Here is a 23,922-nt window from a genome sequence, read left to right on the forward strand (position 1 = left end):
TACGCGCCTTGGAGACCGATGCTCTGGAAACTTCTTGTTCAGTACCTGCGGCCACACCGGCGGCTGCTGATCGCCGTCGTCATTTTCCAACTGGCGCAGTCCATCGCGTCGCTGTACCTTCCCACACTGAACGCGGACATCATCGACGAAGGCGTGGCGAAGGGGGACACCGGGTACATCCTGGGAACCGGCAGCATCATGTTGCTCATCACCCTCCTCCAGATCAGCTGTTCGGTGACCGCCGTGTACTTCGGCGCAAAAGCCGCCATGGGAATGGGGCGTGACCTGCGCGGGGCCATCTTCACCAGGGTGGGGGAGTTCTCCGAGCAGGAAGTCACGCGCTTCGGTGCGCCTTCGCTCATCACCCGCTCCACGAATGACGTGCAGCAAGTCCAGCAGCTCGTCCTCATGTCCTGCACCCTCATGGTCGCGGCTCCCATGCTCAGCATCGGCGGAGTGATCATGGCCATCAGGCAGGATGTGCAATTGTCCTGGCTGATCGCCGTCAGCGTTCCCGTGCTGCTCGTAGCCGTGGGCCTCATTGTCACGCGGATGGTTCCGTTGTTCCGCAAGATGCAGGTCCGGATCGATACCGTGAACCGGGTCCTCCGGGAGCAGTTGGCCGGCATCCGGGTGGTGCGCGCGTTCGTGCGCGAGGGCATGGAGACCGAACGGTTCGCCTCGGCCAACCAGGACGTCACCGAAATGGCGCTGCGGGCCGGGCGGCTCATGGCCCTCATGTTCCCCGTGGTCATGCTGGTCCTGAACATCTCCAGCGTGGCCGTCATCTGGTTCGGCTCCTTCAGGATCGACGACGGCTCCATGCAGGTGGGCACCCTGATCGCCTTCCTGAGCTACCTCATGCAAATCCTCATGTCCGTCATGATGGCCACCTTCATGGCTGTCATGATCCCGCGTGCTTCCGTTTCCGCCGACCGCATCGGCGAGGTCCTGGCAACCGAATCGAGCGTCACGCCTCCGCTGAACCCCGTGACGTCCACGGCGGGCCGCGGCGAACTGGAACTGCTCGACGTCGGATTCGCCTACCCGGGTGCCGAACAGCCGGTGCTCAGCGGCATCAGCTTCCAGGCCCGCGCCGGCCAGACGACGGCGATCATCGGCAGCACGGGTGCCGGCAAGACCACTTTGGTGAACCTGCTGCCGCGGCTTTTCGACGCGAGCAGCGGCTCGGTGAGGATCGACGGCGTCGACGTCCGCGAGCTGCACCCGGATCTTTTGTGGGGGCACATCGGCCTGGTCCCGCAAAAACCCTACTTGTTCTCCGGAACGGTCCGCAGCAACCTGCTCTACGGCAAGCCGGACGCGAGCGAAGAGGAACTGTGGCAGGCGCTCGCCATCGCCCAAGCGCAGGACTTCGTGGAGCAAATGGACGGCGGACTCGATGCCCCGATCTCGCAAGGCGGCACCAACGTCTCCGGTGGCCAGCGGCAGCGCCTCGCGATCGCCCGGGCACTCGTGAAGCAGCCCGAGCTCTACATTTTCGACGATTCGTTCTCGTCGCTGGACACGGCGACTGACGCCAGACTGCGCCAAGCACTCAAGCGGCACACCTCGGGCGCCACGATGGTCATCATCGCGCAGCGCGTCTCCAGCATCGCTGACGCGGAACAGATCCTGGTGCTCGACGACGGGCGGCTGGTGGCGCGCGGAACCCACGACGAGCTGTTGGAGACGTCCGAAACGTACCGGGAAATCGTTTCTTCCCAACTGGCAGCTGAGGAGGCCGCATGAGCACGGCAAGCCCCAACCGCCCACCCCGCCCCGGCATGGGCCCGGGCCGCGGAGGCCCCTTCGCGGGGATGAACGTCCCGGCCGAAAAGGCAATGAACTTCCTGCCATCGGCAAAGCGGCTGCTGGGAACCTTGCGGCCCGAGCGCTTGTGGCTGGTCCTCGTCCTCGTCCTGGCGGTTTCGAGCGTGACCCTGTCCGTGATCGGGCCCCGGCTGCTTGGCGAAGGCACCAACCTGATCTTTGCCGGCGTCGTCTCCAAGCAACTTCCCGCGGGTGTGACCAAGCAACAGCTCATCGACGGCCTGCGCGCTTCCGGCCAAGGGTCCAAAGCGGACATGCTCAAAGGAATGGACCTGACACCCGGCGTCGGAATCGATTTCGGAGCCCTGGCCTCGATCCTCATCTGGGTCCTGGTCCTCTACGTCCTGGCGTCGTCGTTCGGCTGGATCCAGGCCTACGTGCTCAACGGCGTCGTGCAACGCACTGTGTACAGGCTCCGCGAGCAGATCGAAGCGAAGATCAACCGGCTGCCGTTGCGCTACTTCGATTCGGTGCAGCGCGGCGAGCTGCTCAGCCGGGTCACGAACGACGTCGACAACATCTCGCAAAGCCTCCAGCAATCGATCAGCCAGGCCGTGACGTCCCTGCTGACCGTGGTGGGCGTCATCTTCATGATGTTCCTGCTGTCGCCCATCCTCGCCTTCATCACGTTGGTGACGATTCCGCTGACGCTGGTGACCACTATGTTGATCGCCAAGCGCTCGCAGAAGCTCTTCGTGGCCCAATGGAAGAACACGGGCGAGTTGAATGGCCAAATCGAGGAAACCTACACCGGCCACGCCCTTGTGAAGGTCTTCGGCCGCCAGCGCGAAGTGGAGCAGCGCTTCCGCGACAAGAACGCCGAGTTGTTCGCGGCGAGCTTCGGGGCGCAGTTCATCAGCGGTTTGATCATGCCGGCCCTGACGTTCATCGGAAACCTGGTCTACGTGGGTATCGCGGTGGTGGGCGGCCTGCAGGTGGCCTCGGGCGCCATGCAGTTGGGCGACGTCCAAGCGTTCATCCAGTACTCCCGGCAGTTCACCCAGCCGCTGGCCCAGCTCGGGTCCATGGCCAACCTGCTCCAATCCGGCGTGGCGTCGGCAGAACGCGTCTTCGCGCTGCTCGACACCGAGGAGCAGAGTCCCGATCCCGTGCCTGCTGCCGTCCCCGAAATGACGCGGGGCCGACTGGCGTTCGAGAATATCTCCTTCTCCTACTCGGCGGACAAGCCGCTCATCAAGGACTTGAGCCTCGTGGCCGAACCCGGCCAGTCCGTGGCGATCGTCGGACCCACCGGAGCCGGCAAGACCACGCTCGTGAACCTCATGATGCGCTTCTACGAGCTGGATGCCGGGCGGATAACCCTCGACGGCGTCGACGTCGCCTCGATGTCCCGCTACGAGCTGCGCTCGCGGATGGGTATGGTGCTGCAGGATACGTGGCTGTTCGGTGGCACCATCCGGGACAACATCGCCTACGGCCGTCCGGAGGCCACGGAAGCCGAGATCCTGGAGGCGGCGCAGGCGACCTACGTGGACCGCTTCGTCCACTCCCTGCCCGAAGGCTACGACACCGTGCTCGACGACGAAGGCAGCAACATTTCGGCGGGCGAGAAGCAATTGCTCACGATCGCCCGGGCATTCCTTGCCCGTCCCTCGGTCCTGATCCTCGACGAAGCCACGAGTTCGGTGGATACCCGGACCGAGGTGCTCGTGCAGAAGGCCATGAATGCCTTGCGCACGGACCGGACGAGCTTCGTGATCGCCCACCGCTTGTCCACCATCCGTGACGCCGACCTCATCCTGGTCATGGAGTCCGGACAAATCGTGGAGCAAGGGACACACACCGAGCTCCTAGCGGCCGGCGGTGCCTACTCGAGGCTGTACGAAGCACAGTTCGCAGCCCCGGTGGCCGAGGTCTGATCGCCGCCACTCGCTCCTGCGGCCCCGAATTCGAGTAGGGACACGCATTGCCTTCGCGAGGCGCTGATTGGGAGGCTTGACGCACCCGCCCCAGGGCCGGCCTGGGGCGGGGCCACGTGTGATGGCAGCGATCGGAGCAGTCATGTATCTGTCCCTCTCGGACTGGCGCAGTCGCAAGGTCGACTCGGGCCCCGGGTCCGTTCCGCCCTTCAAGCTGGCCCCCACCATCCTCGCTTTGGGGATCGTGAGCCTGCTGACGGATGTCTCGTCCGAGTCCGTGGCTGCCGTCCTGCCCCTGTACGTCACCGCGTCTTTGGGATTGTCCACGATCGCGTACGGGTTCGTGGACGGGATCTACCAAGGCATCAGCGCCACCGTGCGCATCGCCGCGGGCTGGACATCCGACCGCGTCGGCATTCCGAAGTGGGTTGCGTTCCTTGGCTACGGCCTTTCGGCGGTTGCCAGGATCGGGCTGCTCGCGGCCGACGGCTTCTCCTCGCTCGCGACCGTCATTGCCGTCGACCGGTTCGGCAAAGGCATCCGCACCGCACCGCGCGACGCCATGATCAGGTTCGCCGCGCAACCCGAGCACATCGGCCGGTCCTTCGGCGTCCACCGCATGCTCGACACCGTGGGGGCTGCCCTTGGGCCATTGCTGGCGTTCGTGATCCTCCTGGCCATTCCGAACGGATACCACGTAGTCTTCATCGCTTCGCTCGCGTTCGCATTCATCGGCTTGGCGGTCCTCGGACTGTTCGTCCCCAACGAGCGGCGACGTTCCGCCGTCGTCAAGGTCCGCGACCCCAAGCCGGCCACTCCGCGGCTGCGGTTCCGCGACGTCAATACGCCCGGGATGCGCCGCCTCCTCCTGGTGGCCGGCGTGCTTGGCTTGCTGACTGTGGGGGACGGGTTCCTCTACCTGGTGCTCCAGGCACGAACGGCCTTCGCTCCCGAATGGTTCCCGCTCCTGTACGTCGGGACGAACATCGCCTACTTGCTCCTGGCGATCCCCATGGGGCGGCTCGCGGACAAGTGGGGCCGGACCCGGGTCTTCATCGCCGGGCACGTGGCCCTCCTCGCGGCATATGTTTGCGCCATGACGTCCTGGGGAGGTCCGCTGACCGCCGTCGGGACACTCGTCCTCCTGGGCGTTTTCTACGCGGCCACGGATGGAGTGCTCGCTGCGCTCGCCGGCCTCCTCTCGCCCCGCCAAGGCGCGGCGACAGGCATCTCCGCCGCGCAGACCGTGGTGGCTGTGGCCCGCCTGGCCGCTTCGACCGGCTTCGGCTTCCTGTGGTTCGCGATCGGCAGCCAGGCCGCCATGGGCGTCGTCGCCCTGCTGCTCGCGATTGCCTTGCCGGCGGCGGCCGGCTTGCTGCGCACGGCCAAGCAAGCCACGGCGTGAACACGGGGGCCCGGAGCCTTGTGCTCCTCGTCGTCGTCCTCCTGGCCCTCGGGGGTGCGGGAGGCTACGGCGCGTGGGCCTACGCCCGCCAGCAGGAGCAGTCGCGGGCGCCGTCCCAAGCCTCCATCGCTTCCGCTGCCGCAGCGGGGCCCTTGATCTATTTCCGCAATACAGCGTCCGGACAGGGCCAAGGCATGGTTGCTACGGTCCCGGTCGGGGACCCGCAAGGTCCCAGGACGCTCACGGCGCAGGCATGCGACAGGATCTATGTCGCGGCAGACCGCCGCATTTGCCTGCATGCCAAGATCGGCCTCGCCAACACCACGGACGAAGAGATCTTCGACGCCGATTGGCACCTCCTGCGCACCCGCACGCTTGACGGGGCGCCCAACCGGGCCCGGCTCTCCGCCGACGGGACATTGGCGGCCTCCACGGTTTTCGTCGCCGGCACGAGCTACCTTGGCGGCTTCTCGACCGCCACCGAGATCTCCGCGTCCGACGGGCAAAGCTTCGGCAACCTCGAGAACTTCACCATCAACATACCCGGCGTCACCTTGAGCGCGGCGGAGCGCAACGTCTGGGGCGTGACCTTCGCCGACGACGGCGACACCTTCTACGCCACGGTCGGCTCGGGAGACAGGAACTGGCTTGTCCGTGGCAGCATCAAGCAACGGACGCTCACTGCCATCCACACCGGCGTCGAATGTCCTTCGCTGTCCCCGGACGGAACCCGCATCGCGTTCAAGATCAAGCCCGCCGATCCCAACGAACAGAAGACCAGGATCCTGGCCGTCCTCGACTTGGCCACGGGCAAGGTGACTACGCTCGCCGAGGGCCGAAACGTCGACGACCAGGCCGAGTGGCTCAACGACAGCACCGTCCTCTACGGGCTGGCCCGCGGCGCTCCGGTGGGGGACAGCGACATCTGGTCCGTTCCGGCCGACGGAAGCGGCAAGCCCACTCTCTTCATCGAACACGCGTGGTCGCCGTCCGTGGTCCGGCAGTAAGGGCAGTTAAAAACAGGGGACGACGGCGGAAGGTGCCTTCCGCCGTCGTCCCCTGTTTGGTGCGGGAGCCGTTGCTACAGCGAGTGGGTGTCGAAAGCGGCGGCCTTGGCCGTGCTTCCGCTCAGGCTCACGGTGTAGGTGTTGGGGCCCGCGTAGGTGACGTCGATGCTGGCTTTGGAGGTGTTGTGGCGCAGCGAGAAGTCGTGCACGAGCGCGTCCAGCGTGTGGTGCGCGTTCGCGCGGTCCCAAATCTTCAGGGTTACTGAGTCGGCGGTTTCAAACGTCATTGTTTAGTCCTTCCATTCATGAATCCGGTTGTATGGCCATCGCGCCTATGCGAAGCCGTTTTTTGACCAATCCATGAACGCCTGAGACTAATCCAGGCGGCTCGGAGAGCTCACCGGTTTGGCCTCATTGCGTCCACCAGCTTGGGCAACCCGGCCGGGAAGGTCCCCGCCGAGTCTTTCCATGGTGCACAGCTCGGGCCGGGTGTCTCAAGCTTTGAGGCCTTTTGTTGCCCGTGAATCTCATCACAGGGGCCGGATCGCCCGGGAAATTAATGTACATATCGCTGATCGAATTGTACATTTTAGGTATGTCTGTTGTGAGCGCCGCAGAGGCCCGTAACCACTTTTCCGAGTTGATCGGCCTTTCAGAAACGGAACCGGTTTTCATTGAGAAGCGCGGACACACCGCGGCTGTTCTCATCAGCCCCGAACGCTATGAGCGGATGCTCGAAGCTCTCGAAGATGCCGAAGACGCCGCTTCCTTCGATGCCGCCATGGCCGAAGAAGGCCCCAATATCCCGTGGGTGCAGGTGAAGGCTGACCTGGGCTGGGAATGAGCTACCGCATTGAAATCCGGCCGGCTGCCCTGAGGGCGCTCAGAAAGGTCGATCATCAGGACCGTGCCCGGATACAGGGCGCGATCGCATTGCTCGGCCGGGATCCCCGGCCACCCGGAGCGAAATCCTTGCAAGGCCGTCCCGGGCTGTGGGTCCGGGTAGGAAACTACCGCATCATCTACACGGTCCAGGGCGACGTGCTGCTGGTCGTCGTGGTGAAGCTCCGCCGTCGCAAGGACGTGTACGACCCCTGAATCATAGGCCCTCAGCCGGAACTACCTCGTCGATGACCCGGAGCGCGTGGAGGGTCCGGGTCATCGACGATCTACTGGCGGAACTACCCTCAGCAGCCCTCGAAGTCCGTCAGGACCTTGACCTTGTCCGCCGAAGCAGACGTCGGATCGAACACGTAGCCGAGCCATTCCTTGGCCAGCCTGCTGGCGAGTTCCACGCCTACAACGCGCTGGCCCATCGTGAGCACCTGGCAATCGTTGGACAGGATGGAGCGTTCAACGGAGAAGGAATCGTGGGCGGTGGTGGCACGGATGCCGTCCACCTTGTTGGCCGCGATTGCCACGCCGATTCCGGTACCGCAGAACAGGATGGCCCTGTCCGCCTTGCCGTCCCGGATGAGTTCGCCGGCCTTGATTCCGACGTACGGGTACGGCTTGGTGAAGTCCTCCGGAGCATCGCTGCGGTTCACGCCGATATCGATGATCTCGCTGATCCGCGGATCGCTGCCCAGGTCCTTGAGGATGCGGTCCTTGTAGTCCACGCCTGCTTCGTCGGCGCCCAAGACGAGCCGGATGCCCATGGTTTGTCCTTTCGTGGTCATGCGATGGCTCCCGCTTCATTTGCGGCACCGGTTCCGGCGACAGCCTGGCTGGCCGCGAAGTACGGACCCATGACGGTGAAGACCATTGCGAGGGAGGTTGCCCCGGGATCGGGAGTGCCGAGGCTCTTCTCGGCGAGCGGCCGTGCGCGGCCCTTGAGCGGGCGGAGGGATGCCGTGGCTTCCGCTGCAGAGGTCGCGGTAGCTGCTGCTTCGGCCCACGCGGCTTCAGTAGCGGTTCCCGAGGAAACGAGCTTGGCGAAGGTGCCCGCGAAGGGGAGCAGTGCGTCCACCATCGTCTTGTCACCCACTTCGGCCTTGCCGAGCGTAGTGATGCGCGTAGCGAACGCGGTCACTCCAGCCGCGAGTTCCTCCTGCGAAGGGGCGTCCTCATTGCCGATGGATTCGCCGAAGGCCCGGAGGCCCGCACCCCAGAGGACACCGGAGGTTCCGCCGGCCTTGTCGGCCCAGGCATCGCCCGCCGCACCCAGAACGTCGCCCGCTCCGGCACCATCGCCAAGGGCCTTCGCCGCTGCGGCAACGGCTGCGTCGATTCCCCGGACCATGCCCCGGCCGTGGTCGCCGTCCCCGGCGATCGCGTCCATGTCGCCAAGGCGCGATTCGGCGTCGTGAATGGTCTCCTGCGCGGCATCCAGCGCTGCAGCACAACGGGCCGCGTACTCGCGCGAAGCGGCAGTGGCAGCGAATTCGACGACGTCGATGCCGCCGTCGGACTTTTCATCAACGCTTTGGCTACCGCTCGTCAGGGCGGCGTTGCCGCGCCGGTAGGCGGGAGTCTCGGCGGGAGCGGTCCAGAGCGGTTCGAGTTCCTCGTCGAGCCAGGTGATGGTGAGCGAGACACCGGACATGTCCAGGCTCGTGACCAATTCGCCGACTTCGGGCATCACCAGGGTGTAGCCCGCGGCCCGCAACAGCGGTGCGACCGTGAGCCACAGGACGAACAATTCCTCGTGCTTGGTGGAACCGAGTCCGTTGAGGATCACCGCGATCCGGTTTCCCGCACCGGCGGGCGTTTCGGCCAGGAGCCGCGCCACGAGTTCCTGCCCGAGTTCCTTCGCAGGCGGCAGTTCGGTGTCCAGCAGGCCGGGCTCGCCGTGGATGCCGAGGCCGAGCCCCATCTGCCGGTCCTTGAGCGTGAACAACGGTGCTTCGGCGCCGGGGAAGGTGCAACCGTGGAAGGCGCTGCCGATGGTGCGGGTCATGCTGTTGGCCTTGCGTCCGAGGCGCACGACGTCGGCCAGGTTGTCGCCGCGCTCCGCGGCGGCACCCATGACCTTGAAGACCGTGAAGTCGCCCGCGATGCCGCGGCGCTTGTCGGATTCCGACGGCGTGGCGCTGGCGATGTCGTCCGTCACCAGGACGTTCTCCACTGCGATGCCCTCGTTCGCCAGGCGCTCGCTGGCCATTCCGAAGTTCAGGACATCCCCGGCGTAGTTGCCGTAGGTGAATACCACCCCGGCGCCGGACTCGGCGGCCTTGGCGACGGAGTAGGCCTGCTGGGCGGACGGCGAGGTGAAGATGTTGCCCACCACGGCGCCGTCGGCCAGTCCGGCACCGATCAGGCCGGCAAACGCGGGGTAGTGTCCGGATCCGCCGCCGGCCAGTACTGCAACCTTGGGCTGGCTGGGACGGTGGCGACGCACGGCCCCGCCGGGAACCTGGCGCACCAGGCCCGCGTGGAGGTCGCAGAAACCGGCGAGGGCTTCGTCGGCGAAGTCGGCTGGATCATTGAAGATACGGGTCATCGTGGGCTCTTTCGGCTACGTTGCGGCGAGTGCTAGTGGATGTGGCTTCCACCGTTGATGTCGATGGTGGTGCCCGTCAGGTAGGCGGACTCTTCCGAGGACAGGAAGGTGATGACTGCGGCCACTTCCTCGGTGGTGGCGTTGCGGCCCAGCGGGATGCCGGCGTTGATGGCAGCTTCCTGCTCATCAGTGCTGCCGACGCGGATGTTGGTGTCCACCGCGCCCGGGGTGATGGCATTGACGGTAACGCCCGTTTCGCCGATTTCGCGTGCCAGGGCCTTGGTGAAGCCGAGGATGGCGGCCTTGGCCGCGGAATAGGGGACCTTGCCGAAGACGCCGCCGCCGCGCTGGGCGGAAACGGACGACATGTTCACAATCCGGCCCCAACCGTTGGCGATCATGTCCGGGAGGAATGCCTTGGTGACGAGGTAGGTGCCGGTGGCGTTGACGTCCATGACCTTGTGCCAGAGTTCCAGCGTGGTTTCGAGGAACGGTACCGGCGAGGTGATGCCTGCGATGTTGGCGAGGGCCCCGACGGCGGGAAGGTTGCCCGCGCTGACTTCGGCGGCTACTGCCTGGTAGGCGGCGTTGACGGAGCCTTCGTTGGCGACGTCGATCTGGTAACCGAAGGCGGGGACGTTGAATTCGTTGCCGATTTCGGCCGCGACCTTGGCGGACTTCTCGCCGTCGAGGTCCAGGATCGCGATGGCCCAGCCCTGGCTGGCGTAGCGGCGGGCGGTGGTCATGCCGATGCCGCGGTCCGAGGTAGCGCCGGTGAGGACGGCGGTGCGCTGGATGGTGGTCATGTTGGTGCTCCTAGTGTTCTTTGCGGTGGTGGTGGGGGAGTTCAGATGAGGTCGCTGATGAAGCTGGCGGCCTTTGCGGTGGCTGCCGGGCGCTCGTCGTGCGTGACGTCGCGGGTTTCCAGCTCGAGCGAGAAGTGGCCGCTGTAGCCGCTCGCCGCGAGTGCGCGGAGTCCGCCGGCGAAGTCCGTCTGGCCGTTGCCGATGCTGAGGTTGATGTTTCCGGGAACGGCGTCACGGAGGTGGACATGGGAGATCCTGCCTTCGTGGCGGGCGAGGTACTCCAGGGGGTCTTCGCTCGCCGCGACGATGTGGCTGAAGTCCATGACGATCCCGACGCCGGATCCCGCCAGCCGTGCGGCCAGCTGTTCCGCGCGGTCCAGGTTCCAGCAGAACCGGAGGAAGTGCAGGGATTCGGTCCAGAGTTCGACGCCGAACTCGGCGGCGCGCTTCCCGGCGGCAATGAGCTGGGCCGCGACCGTGTCCAGGTCCTCTTCCAGGCTGCGGACGGGTTCGTGGGACAACGCTCCACAGGGGAGGACGAGTGCTTTGGCGCCGGTGTTGGCGGTAAAGGTGAGCAGGGCATCAAGGTGCCGTGCGCGGCTGGCCTGCTGGCCGGCGTCGAGCACTGCGTTGAGGTCCCCGATGTCGCCGTTGACCGAACGGACCGCCAGTCCGGAAGCGGTGACCTGGGCAGTAACGGCGGTGACGGCGTCGGCGTCGAGTTCGTAAGGAACGTGGTCGCATACGCCCGGCAGCGCGCCGAGGTCGATCTCCTCGAAGCCCAGTCCGCCGATGGTGCGCAGGGCGGTGGGCAGGTCCTGGTGACGGAAGCTGATGGACGAGCAACCGAGTCGGGAGTTGAACATCTTCGTTGACCTCCAGTCATGCCCTGTGGGCAGTGGTTCATGCCCGGGTGGGCTGTAGTGATGACAACCACAGTACGAAAGTTAACTGTCAACAGTCAACCCTTGAAGTTGACTGTTGACAGACATGGATGATTCAGGTCACACTGACGTATCATTTGTTAACAGTCGACAGTGCCGGGGTGCCAAGCTCCGGTCGCTCTTCGAAAGGGATTCACCCATGAGCAACGAAGCTCTGACAATGCGCGGGCCGGTCCACGGCACCAAAGACGCCAAGCGGGTCGCAATCGGCTCCGGAGTCGGCGCGGTTATCGAGACCTACGACTTCATCGGCTTCGGTACGGCGGCCGCGCTGTACTTCGGCCACGCGTTCTTCCCGGGAACAGACCCCGTGACCGGCACGCTTGCTTCCTTCGCCACCCTCGGCGTCGGTTTCGCTGCGCGCCCCCTTGGCGGCATCATCGGCGGGCACCTCGGCGACAAGGTGGGCCGCAAGCCCGTCCTGGTCACCTCGCTGATCCTCATGGGCCTGGCCACATTCGCCATCGGCCTGCTCCCCACCTACGCGATGGTGGGACTGTTCGCGCCGGCGCTGCTGGTGTTCGTCCGCATTGTCCAGGGCCTTGCTTTCGGCGCTGAGTGGGGCGGGGCGATCCTCATGAGCTACGAGCATGCTCCTTGGAAATCCAAGGGCAAATTCACTGGCATCGTCCAGGCAGGCTTCCCGGTGGGACTCCTGCTGGCCAACCTCGTCTTTCTCTTCAGTGTCCAGCTGGGCAGCGAACTGGCGTGGCGCATCCCGTTCCTCGCGAGCATCTTCCTGGTGATCGTCGGCCTCATTATCCGTTCCAAGGTCCCGGAATCCCCGGTCTTCGACGAAGTCAAGCAATCCGGCGACATCGTGAAGGCTCCGATCGTTGAGGTCCTCAAGACCGACTGGCGCAACATCGTCAAGGGCATCGGCCTCCGCATCGCCGAGACCGCCGGCTACGCAGTGTCCATCACGTACATGATTTCCTACCTCAACAGCCAGCACCTCGCGGACAAGACCCAGACACTCGTCGCCCTGTGCATCGCATCCGCCATCGGTATCTTCGCCACCCAGGCCTGGGGCGCGCTCACGGACCGGATCGGCCGCCGCCCGGTGTACATCTGGTCCTGCGCCTTCGCCGTCCTCTTCGCGATTCCGATGTTCCTGCTGGTCAACACAGGCCTGTTCTTCTTCGTCATCGCCACGATCGTCGTCTCCTACGCGATCTGCCAGAACTCCCTCGCCGGAGCCCAAGGCGCCTGGTTCCCCGAACTCTTCCAAGCCAAGACCCGCGCTTCCGGCGCCAGCCTGGCCTACCAGATCTCGGCCATGATCTCCGGATTCACCCCCTTCATCACCACCCTCCTGTTCGTCGCCTTCGGCTGGGTAGGCCCGGCACTGCTCTTCGGCGCCTACGCCCTGATCGGGCTCTGGGCAGCCATTGTCACGAAGGAAACCTGGGGAAAGCGCGAGCGTGAACTGGCCGATGAGGCCACCAAAAGCACTCCCCAGTCCGTAACCGCCTGATGGGTCCCGCCGCAGCCGCCCCGGAAATCGCCACACGAAAGCTCGGAGAAACCACGATGGAACGCATCGACCGCGTCAGTGCGGCCGCCCACCGGATCAGGCACCACGCCCTCAACATGGGCGAGGTCCAGGGCCAAGGCTACGTAGGCCAGGCACTGGGAGCCGCGGACATCCTCGCCACGGTCTACTCGGACCAGCTCCGGTTCCGCGCAGACGATCCCGCTTGGGAGGGACGCGACCGCTTCCTGCTCTCCACGGGCCACTACGCGATCGGCCACTACGCAGCACTCGCCGAGGCCGGAATCGTCCCGGTCGAGGAGCTTGAAAGCTACGGCTCGGACGATTCCAGGCTCCCCATGTCCGGAATGTCCACCTACACGCCGGGCATGGAAATCTCCGGCGGATCGCTCGGCCACGGACTCGCGATCGCCGTCGGAATGGCCCTTGGCCTCCGGCAGCAAGGCTCCACCGCGCGGGTGTTCAATTTCCTTTCCGACGGCGAACTGGACGAAGGCTCCACCTGGGAAGCCGCGATGGGCGCGCACCACCACCAATTGGGCATGCTGACCGCGATGGTGGACATCAACGCGCTGCAGGCAGACGGGAAGACGGACACGGTCCTCCGGACCGAGCCCGTGACCGAAAAGTGGGAAGCCTTCGGCTGGTACACGCAGCGGGTGGACGGGAACGACGTCGGTGCGTTGCTCGCCGCGTTCGACAACGCAGCCGCCCAGGCCGCCGCCGTCGGACGTCCTTCCGTGATCCTGTGCGACACGAAGGTGGGACGCGGCGTACCGCTGCTGGAAGAACGCGAAAAGGCGCACTTCATGCGCATCGAAGAACACGAATGGCAGCTCTGCCGCGAACAACTGAGCGCAGGATTCAACGGGAAGGCCGAGCGATGAGCACCACTTTGAAAGCGCCCAAGCTGAAGACGTCCGCGATGATCGCCTCGTTCGCTGATCCGGGCCAGAAGACAGCGTCCGCGCCCTTCGGACACGCGCTCGTGAAGGCGGCCGAAGCCGATCCGCGGATCGTCGGGCTCACCGCGGACCTTGGCAAGTACACGGACATGCACATCTTCGCCAAGGCCTTCCCGGAGCGCTTCTTCCAGATGGGCATGGCCGAGCAGTTGCTCTTCGGCGCGGCCGCCGGGATGGCCGAAACCGGACTGGTGCCGTTCGCTTCCACGTATTCGGTGTTCGCCGCGCGGCGGGCCTATGACTTCCTGTGCCTCGACATCGCCGAACCGAACCTGAACGTGAACATCGTGGGCGGCCTCCCCGGCCTGACCACCGGCTACGGTCCCAGCCACCAGGCCACCGAGGACATGGCGATCTTCCGCGGCATGCCGAACCTGACCATCGTGGATCCTTGCGACTCCGTGGACATCGAGCAGGCCGTGCCGCAATTGGCAGCCAGCGAAGGACCCACCTACCTTCGCTTGCTCCGCGGCAACGTGCCCACGGTCCTGGACGAATACGACTACACGTTCGAACTCGGCAAGGCCAAGGTCCTGCGCGGCGGCAACGACGTCGTGTTTGTCTCCAGCGGCCTCATGACCATGCGCGCCTTGCAGGCAGCGGAGGCGCTGGCCGCGCACAACGTGGATGTCGCCGTCGTGCACGCACCCACCATCAAGCCGTTCGACGCCGAGACCGTCCTTGCTGAAGTCAACACCGACCGCCTGGCCGTCACCCTCGAGAACCACAGCGTGGTTGGCGGCTTGTTCGAGACCGTCGCCTCTGCCGTGGTCACCGCCGGCCTGGGCAAGCGAGTGGTTCCGGTGGCGCTCCCGGACGAGTTCCTCGACGCCGGCGCCCTCCCGACGCTGCACGAGAAGTACGGATTGTCGGTCCAGAGGATCGTCGCGAAGGTCCTCGCGGAACTGGGCTGATTCCTCGGAAACCCACCATTAACTGGCGGGAGCGCGGCACCGGCAAGTGCCGGTGCCGCGCTTCTGCCGTAACATCGACACATAGAAGTTCGACTGTAAACAGTCGACCACTGACATTGAAGGACGGGCACGATGGCCGTAACAGCACCCCTCTTGGGGCTGGAAAAGAAGAGCCTCCGTGAGCAGGCGCTCTCCGCGCTGCGCACCGCCATCACCAGCGGCGAGCTGGCACCGGGCAGGCACCTCGTGGAGACCGAGCTGTCCGACATGCTCCAAATCAGCCGCGGCACCCTCCGCGAGGCGTTGCGGCAACTCGAGCAAGAGGGACTCCTGTCCGCCGGGCCGCGCGGCCGCCTTTCCGTCCGCCACCTCGACGCCAAGGAAATCCGCGATATCTACTCCGTGCGGGCAGCCTTGGAATCCCTTGCCGCCCGCACTCTGTGCGAAATGGCAGACCGCAAGCACGCAATCGCCACGCTGCGGACCGCAATCGACGCCATGGCCGCTGCCGCGGAGGAAACCCTCGAGGAACGGATCGAATCGGACCTCGAATTCCACCGCACCATGTGCCGCCTGACCGGCAACGAGACACTGCTCCATTCGTGGGAGTCCCTGGAAGGATCCATCCGGATGTCCATCATGTTCGCCGGGCTCGAAAAGGGCGTCAAGAACATGAGCGTCGCGCGGCACAACGACATCTTGGCCGCCATCGAGACCGGGGACGTGAACCTGGCCCGGAACACGATCCTCCAGCACATGGACAGCGCCGCCGCGGAACTCGTGGCCTAGGCGCCGTTAACTCCCTTACCTTCCTACGTACGCCGCCAAGTGCTCTCCCGTGAGGGTTGACCGCGCGGCCACGAGATCGGCCGGAGTGCCCTCGAAAACCACCCGTCCGCCGTCGTGCCCGGCGCCCGGGCCGAGGTCGATGATCCAGTCGGCGTGGGCCATCACCGCTTGGTGGTGCTCGATCACGATCACCGACTTGCCGGCATCCACAAGCCGGTCAAGCAAGCCCAACAACTGTTCGACGTCGGCCAGGTGCAGGCCCGTCGTCGGCTCGTCCAAGACGTAGACGCCGCCCTTCCCGCCCATGTGGCTCGCGAGCTTGATGCGCTGGCGCTCGCCGCCGGACAGCGTGGTGAGCGGCTGCCCCAGGCTGAGGTAACCGAGTCCGACGTCGGACAGCCGCTGCAGGATCGCGTGCGCCGCCGGGATGCGCCCCTCGCCCGCGGAAAAGAACTCCTCGGCCTCCTTGACAGACATCGCGAGCACTTCCGCGATGTTCCGGCCGCCGAGGTGGTATTCGAGGACCGACGCCTGGAACCTCTTGCCCTCGCACTCTTCGCACGGGGTGGACACCGTGTCCATGAATCCCAGGTCCGTGTAGATGACGCCGGCGCCGTTGCATGTGGGACATGCGCCCTCGGAGTTCGCGCTGAACAGTGCGGGCTTCACCCCGTTGGCCTTCGCGAACGCCTTCCGGATCGGCTCGAGGAGTCCGGTGTAGGTCGCGGGGTTGCTCCGCCGCGAACCCCTGATGGCCCCTTGGTCCACCGAAATCACACCTTCGTCGGTGGGAATCGAACCATGGATGAGCGAGCTCTTTCCCGAGCCGGCCACACCCGTGACCACTACCAGGACTCCCAGCGGAATGTCGATGTCCACGTTGCGGAGGTTGTTGGCCGTGGCGCCGCGGATTTCCAACGCGGCCTTGGAGCTCCGCACCGAGCCCTTGAGCGCGGCGCGGTCTTCGAGGTGGCGCCCTGTGAGGGTGCCGCTGGTACGCAGTCCTTCCAGGGAGCCCTCGAAGACCACCTCGCCGCCGGCGGTGCCTGCGCCGGGGCCGAGGTCCACCACGTGGTCGGCGATCGAGATAGCTTCAGGCTTGTGCTCCACCACCAGGACGGTGTTTCCCTTGTCCCGCAACTGGAGCAGGAGCTTGTTCATGCGCTCGATGTCATGAGGGTGCAGGCCGATGGTGGGCTCGTCGAAGACATACGTGACGTCGGTGAGCGAGGAGCCGAGGTGGCGGATCATCTTGGTGCGCTGGGCCTCTCCGCCGGACAACGTGCCCGCCGGACGGTCGAGGGAGAGGTAACCGAGGCCGATTTCCGCGAAGGAGTCCAGGAGGTGCTGGAGGCCGTTGATCAGGGGCTGCACTGATGGTTCGTCCAGCTCCCTCACCCAGCGGGCGAGGTCGGTAAGTTGCATCGAGCAGGCGTCGGCGATGCTGATTCCGTTGATCTTCGAGGAACGTGCCGCTTCGGTGAGCCGCGTGCCCTCGCACTCAGGGCAGGTAGTGAAGGTTATGGCGCGCTCCACGAAGGCGCGGATGTGCGGCTGCATGCCCTCCGGATCCTTGGACAGCATGGACTTCTGGATCTTCGGGATCAAGCCTTCGTACGTCAGGTTGATGCCTTCGACTTTGATCTTGACGGGTTCCTTGTGGAGGAGGTCGTGGAGTTCCTTCTTGGTGTACTTGCCGATCGGCTTGTCCATGTCGAAGAACCCGGATCCGGAGAAAATACGGCCGAACCAGCCGTCCATGCTGTAGCCGGGGATCGTGAGGGCGCCTTCGCTGAGCGACTTGCTGGCGTCGTACAACGCGGTCAAGTCGAAATCGGTGACGGAGCCCCGGCCCTCGCAGCGCGGGCACATGCCGCCCGTGATGCTGAAGCTGCGCCGCTCCTTGGTGGTGGTCCCGCCGCGTTCCATGGTCACGGCACCCGCTCCTGAAATCGAAGCGACATTGAACGAGAATGCCTGCGGAGAGCCAATGTGCGGTTTTCCAAGCCGGCTGAAGAGCATCCGCAACATCGCGTTGGCGTCTGTCGCGGTGCCCACCGTTGAACGGGGGTTCGCGCCCATGCGCTCCTGGTCCACGATGATCGCCGTCGTGAGGCCTTCGAGGACATCGACGTCGGGACGCGCCATGGTGGGCATGAAGCCCTGGACGAAGGTGCTGTAGGTTTCGTTGATCATGCGCTGCGACTCCGCCGCGATGGTGCTGAACACGAGCGAACTCTTGCCCGAACCGGACACCCCCGTGAACACCGTCAGCCGCCGCTTGGGAATGTCGATGCTGATGTCCTTGAGGTTGTTCTCGCGAGCGCCCTGTACCCGGATCAGCTCGTGGCTGTCGGCAATGTGCGTCCCTGGAGTTTGCGCTTCCGTGGCCGTGCTCATCGTGTCTCCATCTGTTGTACGCGGGCCGTCGTCGCGGCCGGGCCGAGGCGGACCTTGTTGCCCATGACGGCCATTCTAGGCGCGGGCTTGCCCGGCCTGTGGATCCTTGGCACGCGGTGGGTAAAGAGGGTCAGGAGCGGGCCTGGTCGACTTGGACGCGACCGGCAGAGTCCATCATCCGGAAGTGAGGTGCTGGACGAGCGCGTCGAGGATCGGGATTTGTCCTTTCACCAGTTTGGTGCGGGCAACGGATTCGCTGGTCCACACGGCGTCGTCGATCTCGGGGTAGCTCCTCACCACCCCGGATCCCTTGGGCCACTCCAGTTCGAACGTGTTGCTCACGATCTGTTCGGGCCGGAAATCCGTCTCGGCGGAGAAAACCGTGATGAGTTTGCTCGACGGCTGCCGGAACGTGCCCAGCGGGAAGTAATCGACGGCGGGTGCCCCGGTGCCGATTTCTTCGGCGAACTCGCGCTTTGCCGCCACCAAGGGATCCTCGTCCTCAAGGTATTCGCCCTTGGGGACGGACCATGCGTGTTCGTCCTTGCGCGCCCAGAAGGGCCCGCCCATGTGGGCGATCCACACCTCGAGGTCTTGTCCGGCCGTAGTGCCGGTCGCGCCGCGGCGATACAGCAACAGTCCGGCGCTTCGAATTGTCATGGTTCAGCCGTTGTAGCCTTCCACCTGCTGCGCTGGCCGCACCGAGGCCTCGTTCGGATTTTCTCCGTACTGCTTCTTGGCGCGCCGTTGCCGCAAGAGGTCCCAGCACTGGTCGAGGTCCTGTTCCAGGCGCTCCAGCCGCGCGCGGTTCGGGGCGTGGTCAGGTCCCGGAGGCGCGGACTCCGCCTTTTCCCGAAGTTCCCGTTCCTCATCCACGAGGGACTTGATGCGTTGAAGAATGCCCTGTTCGTCCATGGTGTCCTTCTTCCTTGCGGTTGTCTTTACCAGTCAGGGTAATGACGTGCGCCGAGGGTGGCCAGAGCCCGTGGATTCCCGGTGTGCGGAATACTGGGAGGACCAGGATTTCCGCGGACGAAGGCGGTGGACCGTGAACCATGAAAACAGTGCGTTCAGGCGCCGCCTGGAGCGTGCCCTCGAACTGCGGAAGGTGCGCACTACAGGTATGACGGCCCAGGAAGAGACCGAACTCGCCGCCGCCGAGGAGACGGAACGCCAGGGACGCCGGAAAGTGGGCGACGCCGCGCGGGTGGACTACCTCGTCCGCGATGCCATGGCGCAGGGGAAATTCGACAATTTGAAGTACTCCGGCAAACCGATTCCCGGGCTGGGGGAACGCTACGATCCCGATTGGTGGGTCAAAGGACTCATCCAGCGGGAGCAGCTGAGTGGCCTGGGCCCGAAAGCCATCCTGCTCCGCACCGAAGACGCCGAGCTGGATGCCAAACTCGACGCGATGTATTCGGAGAAGCAAGTGCGCGAGACCCTGGAGGACTTCAATGCCCGGGTCATCGATGCGCGGCGCCAACTCCAAGGCGGCCCGCCGGTGATCACGAAAACCCGCGACGCCGACGTCGAACTGGAACGCTGGCGTCAGCGCCGGGAATCGGTTGCCCAAGCGGCGGCCGCACTTGCGCCCGAGAAACCGGCCAAGAAACGGTGGTGGGCTCGTATCTGGAACGGATCCGGCTAGGCCTTCCCGGAGCCGGCTCTGCATCTGCCCAGTTCAGGCTGAGCTCGTCAATGTTGGAACGGGTTTCATTCATGGCTGGGTTTCCTTTCTGCTTGTGTTGAAGGCAGGTGTTCCTGCCAGGCGTCCGCCGTCGACGGCCAAGACCGTGCCCGTGACGAACGATGACTGATCCGAACACAGCCACAAGGCCGCCGCGGCGATGTCCGACGTGGACCCGATCCGTCCCAGGGGCACCGCTGCCGCCACGCGGTCTTGAGCAGCTTGTCCGGCAGCAGCGAGGCGCTCAGTGAGGATGGGTCCCGGCGCGATCGCGTTGACCCGGATTCCCTGCGCGGCATAGTCGAGCGCGGCCACGCGGGTGAGGCCTCCGACGCCGAACTTGCTCGCCACATAGCCGCTCATGCCGGAGACGCCCTGTTCTCCTGCTGTGGAGGACATGTTCACGATCGCGCCGCCGGAACCGCCCGCGCCGCCGGAACTGCTGGACAGCATGAGTCCGATTTCGTACTTCAGGCAGAGGAACACTCCGCGCAGGTTGGCCGAGATTGCGGTGTCGAATTCTTCACTGTCCCAATCGGCCAGCGGGGCTGGTGTCCGGCCTCCGCCGGCGGCGTTGTTGACCGCGGCGTCGAGGCGGCCAAAGCGGTCCCGAATCCCGTCCAGCAAGGACTTCACGGAGTCCTCCCGGGTCACGTCGACGGGCATGGCGACGGCGGACCCTGGGCGACCGGAAGATTCGGCAATCGCCGCAACCTGGCGTTCAAGGTCCGCGACGTTCCGTGCCGCGAGGACAACCTGGGCGCCAGCCCCGGCCAAGGTGGCGGCGATGGTGGCGCCGATGCCGCGGCTGGCACCGACCACGAGCGCGACGCGCCCGGACAGCAGCGAGGTGGGTTCCGCCGTCGTCATGGCCGTGCTGTTCCGCTAGTGCCGGCTGTTCTGCCCCCCGTTCTGTCGGCTGGCGCGCCGTGGGCGCGTGCTCGCGGATCCTCGTTGGCGGCAGTTCGGTTGCGCGGCAACAGGAAGCCTGCCGCGACCAGCCACGCGAGCCCTCCGAAGCGCCCGATGGGCAGCAGGAACTGGAGCGGTTCGATCGCCATGGAGAGGAAGCTCAATTCGCTCAGCGCGGCGAGGACGAGCCCGGTCCAGGCCAGCCAGCGCGGCATGAAGCGCAAGATCAGCGAAGGAACCGCCAGTCCCGCCACCAACAAGCCGATTCCGGCGACGAAGCCCACGCCTCCGGTGATAAACGCCAGGAATGCGAGCGCGTGGGTGAGCGTGGCGTCCGTGGTGATCTCGGGCCGGCTCAACAGCCACGTTACGGAGCCCGAAAGCATGAGGAAGATTGCCGCCGTCGTGCCGCCGAAGAGGCCGATGGCGGGACCGGGGACGCGGACTCCCAGCCGGAGCTGCCGGGCGTAGACGGTGGCCGCGTAGATCCCCAACGGCACGGCGGAACCGAACTGCAGCATGCCGTTGACGCGGGTTGCCGCGACGTTTTGCTGGAAGAACGCCGCCACTTGGGATTCGGGAGCGAACGGGGAGACGAACGTTTCGCCCCCGGTCATGATCGCTGAGGCGATGAGGCCGAGGAGGAAGATCCCCAGGCTGACAAGGGCGAGGATGCCCGGGTGGGGGCCGCCTGATTTCCGGCGGCCGTCGGGAGGAGGGGGAGTGCTCATGGCTGGACCCTTCTACTGTGGTTTGGCTCTTTTATTTCTTACCTTGGTAATTGCGTCACTACTAAAATCGTTCATCTACAGAATTATTCTGTCAAGCGGGTATTCTGGAGTCATGGAACCAGCATCGCCGGGTCGGCCAAGCCGCGCCGCCTTTCTCTTGTCGCAACTCGGCGCCGTCGCATCGTCCCGCTTTGCCGTGCGCACCCGGGAGATCGGCCTTTCCCCGAGCGACGCCGGAGTCATCCGTTTGCTGGGCCGCGAACCAGGGCTGAGCCAGCGTTCCCTCGCGGACCGGCTGGGCGCCGTCCCCAGCCGGGTTGTTTCGCTCATTGACTCCCTGCAGGAACGCGGGCTCGTGGAGAGGACCCGCAGCAATGCGGACCGCCGGAACTACGAACTCCACCTGACCGACGCCGGAACCGCGGTCCTGCGCGAACTGCGGGAGATTGCCGAAAAGCACGAAGCGGAACTTCTGGCGCCGCTCAATCGTGAACAAATCGCGCAACTTGGTTTCCTCCTCGCGCAGCTCGCCGCGGGCCACGGCCTCGACGCGGACCTCCACCGGGATGTCGCGCGGGAGCCGGTCGTGCGGGAGTCGCGGGTAGGCTCCCGACCGGCGTGAAGAACCTCACATTGTGGGGAATAGCAGCAAGATGGTGTATGTTGCACTTTCGCAAGACAACACCGAAGAGAAGAGAAAACCCCAGGTGGCAACCGATTACGACGAACTCCGCTCCGACGTCGCGGAATCCCAAAATACGTCCCTCCAGGCGCTGCAGTCCGCTAACGCACCGGACGCCCGCAGCGTGGTGCGCGAGCTCGACGAAGCCGACGCCTTTGAAGGCAGCGACGTTCCCGGCGGCGAGTTCGTGGCCGAAGAACTGGTCATCGCAGTGGTCCCGCAGAAGGACGACGAGTTCACGTGCTACTCGTGCTTCCTGGTGCGCCACCGCTCGCAGATTGCCGTCGAAAAGGACGGCCACGCCTACTGCGTGGAGTGCGAAGGCTAGGTCCTTCCCAGCACCCGCCCCTCACAGGGGCTTCAGGCGGCTCTTCTTGGCCAGCTTTTCATAGCGCGCTCCGGAATCTGCTGCTCGCTGCTCTTCCGCAGCGAGCAGCCGGCCGAAGGTCGAGTCGTCCGCCAGCGATCCGCCCGCTTCCCTCGCGAGCCGGCGCAGCACCAATTGGGCGATGACGCTGTCCTGATGCTCGCCCAGGACCTTCTGCAGCTCCTGGGCACGCTGGGCCAGCTTTGCCGCCGGCTTGCCGTGCACGGTTTCAAGCACTTCCGCCGCGTGCCGGAGCCGTTTGGCATCCTTGCGGACCCGGTGAAGCGCCGGATCATATTTGGCGCCAGTGCTCTTGTGCGCTGTTTTCTGGGACTGGCTGAGCCGCTTGACTGCGTTGGCGCTCAGTTTCGCGGTGATCGGGCGGGCCTTCTTCTTCGCTTTGGACATTAGCGGGGGATCGTCGCGGAAGGTTTCAAGGGCGTCGAGCAACCGGAAATAGCGGCTGTTTCCCATGGTGCGGAGAAGCTCGCGGTATCCGAAGTTGTAGGAGGAATCGAGTTCCTCCGTGACTCTCGCCGCGGCAGGACCAGGTAGCAGCCCTTCCGGCTGGGCGTTCAGGACGTCCGCTATGCGGGCCCGCAGCACTTCGGCATCCCGCGCCCTGCCGAGTATTCCGCTCAGCCATTGCAACTCAGTCTTCAGCGGGGCCACGACGTCGGGATCGAAGAGCTTTCCGTACACGGACAAGATCGAGCGCAGGCGGCGCGTTGCCGAACGCATTTGGTGCACGGAGTCGTCCGTTCCTTGCCGGACGGCCGAGTCCAGCGCCGTGATTTCCGCGATCCGTCCGGCGACATAGGACATCACCGCGTCTCCCGCCGGCCCCTTCTTCCGGACCTTGGGTGGCGTGGGCACTGCCGGCGGCCAGGCGGTTCCGAAGGTGTGCGCCAGCTTGGAGGCATAGGCCGACGCCTTTGCGCCGGATTCGGACAAAAGGCTTTCGACGCCGTCAAAAAAAGCCCGATCGCCGTGGAGCAGTTCGACTTCCCACTCCCGCCACTGCCTTTCCAGCTGGGCCGGATGGAGGGCGGTGGCTGTGACGAAGTCGTCCGCGAAGTCGGCCAGCGTGGCGTGGTCGGCTCCACGTAGCCGATACACCGTCCGCCGTGTATGGACCCGCGCCACAGGCCTGAGCGCGGCGAGTCGGGTGAATACGAGCAGTCTTTCCGTGAGTTCCTCGGGAACGGTCTCGGGCTGGCCGAGGGGCGCATGGATTTCCGAACGGGTGTCCGTTCCCGCGGGGAGCTTCACGTGCCAACCGGGGTCCTCGCCTCCGGTCCGGCGTCGCAGGGTCACCCGGTGCCTCGCGAGGGCGAGATCATCCGTATCGAAATAGACGGCCTCGAGTTCGTGTTCGACGGGAGCGGCAACCGATTCGACACCCTCTATCGCGAGGAAATCGGGCAGCGGCATTTCAAGCGTTGCTTCGTACTTGCGTTCTGTTTCCAGGGATTCCTGGTTCGACATGCTTGTTCACGGCCTCTCGCGTCGCTTGCCACTCACGTAGGAATCGTCCCACTACGCCACCCCATGGGAAAGCCCCTTTCGTGTCCGCATTTGTTCATAGGCCTTGCGGGCATCCCGATCTGGGGAAGAATGTGGGGATGACGTCGACGACGTATCCCGATTGCCTTGTTCC

24 protein-coding genes are annotated in these 23,922 nt (G+C 65.2%); 13 read left to right on the forward strand and 11 right to left on the reverse strand.

The features are described 5' to 3' along the window. Window positions 1-18 precede the first annotated feature (18 nt). The 4 genes from E1809_RS07710 to E1809_RS07725 all read left to right on the forward strand — a co-directional run bounded on the left by E1809_RS07710 (window position 19) and on the right by E1809_RS07725 (window position 6,125). Window positions 19-1,752, forward strand: a complete 1,734-nt coding sequence (locus tag E1809_RS07710; RefSeq protein WP_133203642.1) for an ABC transporter ATP-binding protein — start codon at window positions 19-21, stop codon at window positions 1,750-1,752. Next, the gene (locus tag E1809_RS07715) at window positions 1,749-3,713 is read left to right on the forward strand and encodes an ABC transporter ATP-binding protein (protein ID WP_133203643.1); all 1,965 of its coding nucleotides are present in this window, start codon (window positions 1,749-1,751) and stop codon (window positions 3,711-3,713) included. The genes E1809_RS07710 and E1809_RS07715 overlap by 4 nt, the downstream gene beginning before the upstream one ends. Window positions 3,714-3,855: 142 nt before the next feature. Continuing rightward, on the forward strand, window positions 3,856-5,118 hold the full coding sequence (locus tag E1809_RS07720; RefSeq protein ID WP_133203697.1) for an MFS transporter: 1,263 nt from the start codon (window positions 3,856-3,858) through the stop codon (window positions 5,116-5,118). Then, window positions 5,115-6,125, forward strand: a complete 1,011-nt coding sequence (locus E1809_RS07725; RefSeq protein WP_133203644.1) for a TolB family protein — start codon at window positions 5,115-5,117, stop codon at window positions 6,123-6,125. Before E1809_RS07720 ends, E1809_RS07725 begins: the two co-directional genes overlap by 4 nt. Window positions 6,126-6,199: 74 nt before the next feature. Here the strand turns inward: E1809_RS07725 and E1809_RS07730 are convergent, their stop codons facing one another. Further along, window positions 6,200-6,412: a hypothetical protein gene (locus tag E1809_RS07730; protein ID WP_133203645.1), complete on the reverse strand. Its 213-nt coding sequence runs from the start codon at window positions 6,410-6,412 to the stop codon at window positions 6,200-6,202. 308 nt (window positions 6,413-6,720) lie between these two features. Between E1809_RS07730 and E1809_RS07735 the strand changes: the two genes are divergently transcribed. Continuing rightward, on the forward strand, window positions 6,721-6,969 hold the full coding sequence (locus E1809_RS07735) for a type II toxin-antitoxin system Phd/YefM family antitoxin (RefSeq protein WP_133203646.1): 249 nt from the start codon (window positions 6,721-6,723) through the stop codon (window positions 6,967-6,969). Then, complete coding sequence (locus E1809_RS07740; RefSeq protein ID WP_133203647.1) at window positions 6,966-7,223, forward strand: type II toxin-antitoxin system RelE family toxin; 258 nt, start codon at window positions 6,966-6,968, stop codon at window positions 7,221-7,223. The genes E1809_RS07735 and E1809_RS07740 overlap by 4 nt, the downstream gene beginning before the upstream one ends. A gap of 89 nt (window positions 7,224-7,312) precedes the next feature. On the opposite strand, the gene E1809_RS07745 is transcribed toward E1809_RS07740, so the two are convergent. Genes E1809_RS07745 through E1809_RS07760 form a run of 4 tightly spaced genes read right to left on the reverse strand, consistent with a single transcriptional unit; the run spans window position 7,313 to window position 11,239 of the window. Continuing rightward, the gene (locus tag E1809_RS07745; protein WP_285895662.1) at window positions 7,313-7,804 is read right to left on the reverse strand and encodes an RpiB/LacA/LacB family sugar-phosphate isomerase; all 492 of its coding nucleotides are present in this window, start codon (window positions 7,802-7,804) and stop codon (window positions 7,313-7,315) included. Further along, window positions 7,801-9,567, reverse strand: coding sequence for a dihydroxyacetone kinase family protein (locus E1809_RS07750; RefSeq protein ID WP_133203648.1), 1,767 nt, complete (start codon window positions 9,565-9,567; stop codon window positions 7,801-7,803). The genes E1809_RS07745 and E1809_RS07750 overlap by 4 nt, the downstream gene beginning before the upstream one ends. Before the next feature lie 32 nt (window positions 9,568-9,599). Then, complete coding sequence (locus E1809_RS07755; protein ID WP_133203649.1) at window positions 9,600-10,373, reverse strand: SDR family NAD(P)-dependent oxidoreductase; 774 nt, start codon at window positions 10,371-10,373, stop codon at window positions 9,600-9,602. A gap of 41 nt (window positions 10,374-10,414) precedes the next feature. Continuing rightward, window positions 10,415-11,239: a sugar phosphate isomerase/epimerase family protein gene (locus tag E1809_RS07760; RefSeq protein WP_133203650.1), complete on the reverse strand. Its 825-nt coding sequence runs from the start codon at window positions 11,237-11,239 to the stop codon at window positions 10,415-10,417. Window positions 11,240-11,456: 217 nt separating this feature from the next. Here E1809_RS07760 and E1809_RS07765 point away from each other — a divergent pair, with 217 nt between their 5' ends. The 4 genes from E1809_RS07765 (at window position 11,457) to E1809_RS07780 (ending at window position 15,480) form a co-directional block, all read left to right on the forward strand. After that, entirely contained in the window at window positions 11,457-12,794 is a 1,338-nt protein-coding gene (locus tag E1809_RS07765) for an MFS transporter (protein ID WP_133203651.1), read from the forward strand. Beyond that, on the forward strand, window positions 12,794-13,699 hold the full coding sequence (locus E1809_RS07770; protein WP_235835501.1) for a transketolase: 906 nt from the start codon (window positions 12,794-12,796) through the stop codon (window positions 13,697-13,699). The genes E1809_RS07765 and E1809_RS07770 overlap by 1 nt, the downstream gene beginning before the upstream one ends. Then, complete coding sequence (locus tag E1809_RS07775) at window positions 13,696-14,691, forward strand: transketolase family protein (RefSeq protein ID WP_133203652.1); 996 nt, start codon at window positions 13,696-13,698, stop codon at window positions 14,689-14,691. Before E1809_RS07770 ends, E1809_RS07775 begins: the two co-directional genes overlap by 4 nt. 132 nt (window positions 14,692-14,823) lie before the next feature. Then, window positions 14,824-15,480, forward strand: coding sequence for a GntR family transcriptional regulator (locus tag E1809_RS07780; RefSeq protein WP_133203653.1), 657 nt, complete (start codon window positions 14,824-14,826; stop codon window positions 15,478-15,480). Between the two features lie 15 nt (window positions 15,481-15,495). Here the strand turns inward: E1809_RS07780 and E1809_RS07785 are convergent, their stop codons facing one another. The 3 genes from E1809_RS07785 to E1809_RS07795 form a co-directional block, all read right to left on the reverse strand. Further along, entirely contained in the window at window positions 15,496-17,880 is a 2,385-nt protein-coding gene (locus tag E1809_RS07785; protein WP_133203654.1) for an ATP-binding cassette domain-containing protein, read from the reverse strand. 174 nt (window positions 17,881-18,054) lie between these two features. Beyond that, on the reverse strand, window positions 18,055-18,540 hold the full coding sequence (locus E1809_RS07790) for an NUDIX domain-containing protein (RefSeq protein ID WP_133203655.1): 486 nt from the start codon (window positions 18,538-18,540) through the stop codon (window positions 18,055-18,057). A gap of 3 nt (window positions 18,541-18,543) precedes the next feature. Next, window positions 18,544-18,795, reverse strand: coding sequence for a DUF2630 family protein (locus E1809_RS07795; protein WP_133203656.1), 252 nt, complete (start codon window positions 18,793-18,795; stop codon window positions 18,544-18,546). A 133-nt stretch (window positions 18,796-18,928) separates the two neighbouring features. Between E1809_RS07795 and E1809_RS07800 the strand changes: the two genes are divergently transcribed. Further along, a complete protein-coding gene (locus E1809_RS07800; protein WP_133203657.1) occupies window positions 18,929-19,531 on the forward strand; it encodes a DnaJ family domain-containing protein in 603 nt (200 codons plus the stop codon). Between the two features lie 69 nt (window positions 19,532-19,600). On the opposite strand, the gene E1809_RS07805 is transcribed toward E1809_RS07800, so the two are convergent. Beyond that, window positions 19,601-20,440, reverse strand: coding sequence for an SDR family NAD(P)-dependent oxidoreductase (locus tag E1809_RS07805; protein ID WP_133203658.1), 840 nt, complete (start codon window positions 20,438-20,440; stop codon window positions 19,601-19,603). Further along, window positions 20,437-21,213 carry a hypothetical protein gene (locus E1809_RS07810; RefSeq protein ID WP_205754127.1) on the reverse strand — a complete coding sequence of 259 codons (777 nt, stop codon included), beginning with the start codon at window positions 21,211-21,213 and terminating at the stop codon, window positions 20,437-20,439. The genes E1809_RS07805 and E1809_RS07810 overlap by 4 nt, the downstream gene beginning before the upstream one ends. 112 nt (window positions 21,214-21,325) lie before the next feature. Here E1809_RS07810 and E1809_RS07815 point away from each other — a divergent pair, with 112 nt between their 5' ends. Next, window positions 21,326-21,835 carry a MarR family winged helix-turn-helix transcriptional regulator gene (locus tag E1809_RS07815; protein ID WP_133203659.1) on the forward strand — a complete coding sequence of 170 codons (510 nt, stop codon included), beginning with the start codon at window positions 21,326-21,328 and terminating at the stop codon, window positions 21,833-21,835. 85 nt (window positions 21,836-21,920) lie between these two features. Further along, the gene (locus E1809_RS07820; protein WP_133203700.1) at window positions 21,921-22,223 is read left to right on the forward strand and encodes a DUF4193 domain-containing protein; all 303 of its coding nucleotides are present in this window, start codon (window positions 21,921-21,923) and stop codon (window positions 22,221-22,223) included. 21 nt (window positions 22,224-22,244) lie between these two features. Here E1809_RS07820 and E1809_RS07825 read toward each other — a convergent pair whose 3' ends face one another. Further along, a complete protein-coding gene (locus E1809_RS07825; protein ID WP_133203660.1) occupies window positions 22,245-23,750 on the reverse strand; it encodes a CYTH and CHAD domain-containing protein in 1,506 nt (501 codons plus the stop codon). Window positions 23,751-23,922: the final 172 nt, after the last annotated feature.

It is taken from the genome of Arthrobacter terricola (assembly GCF_004354015.1).
GTDB lineage: Bacteria > Actinomycetota > Actinomycetes > Actinomycetales > Micrococcaceae > Arthrobacter > Arthrobacter terricola.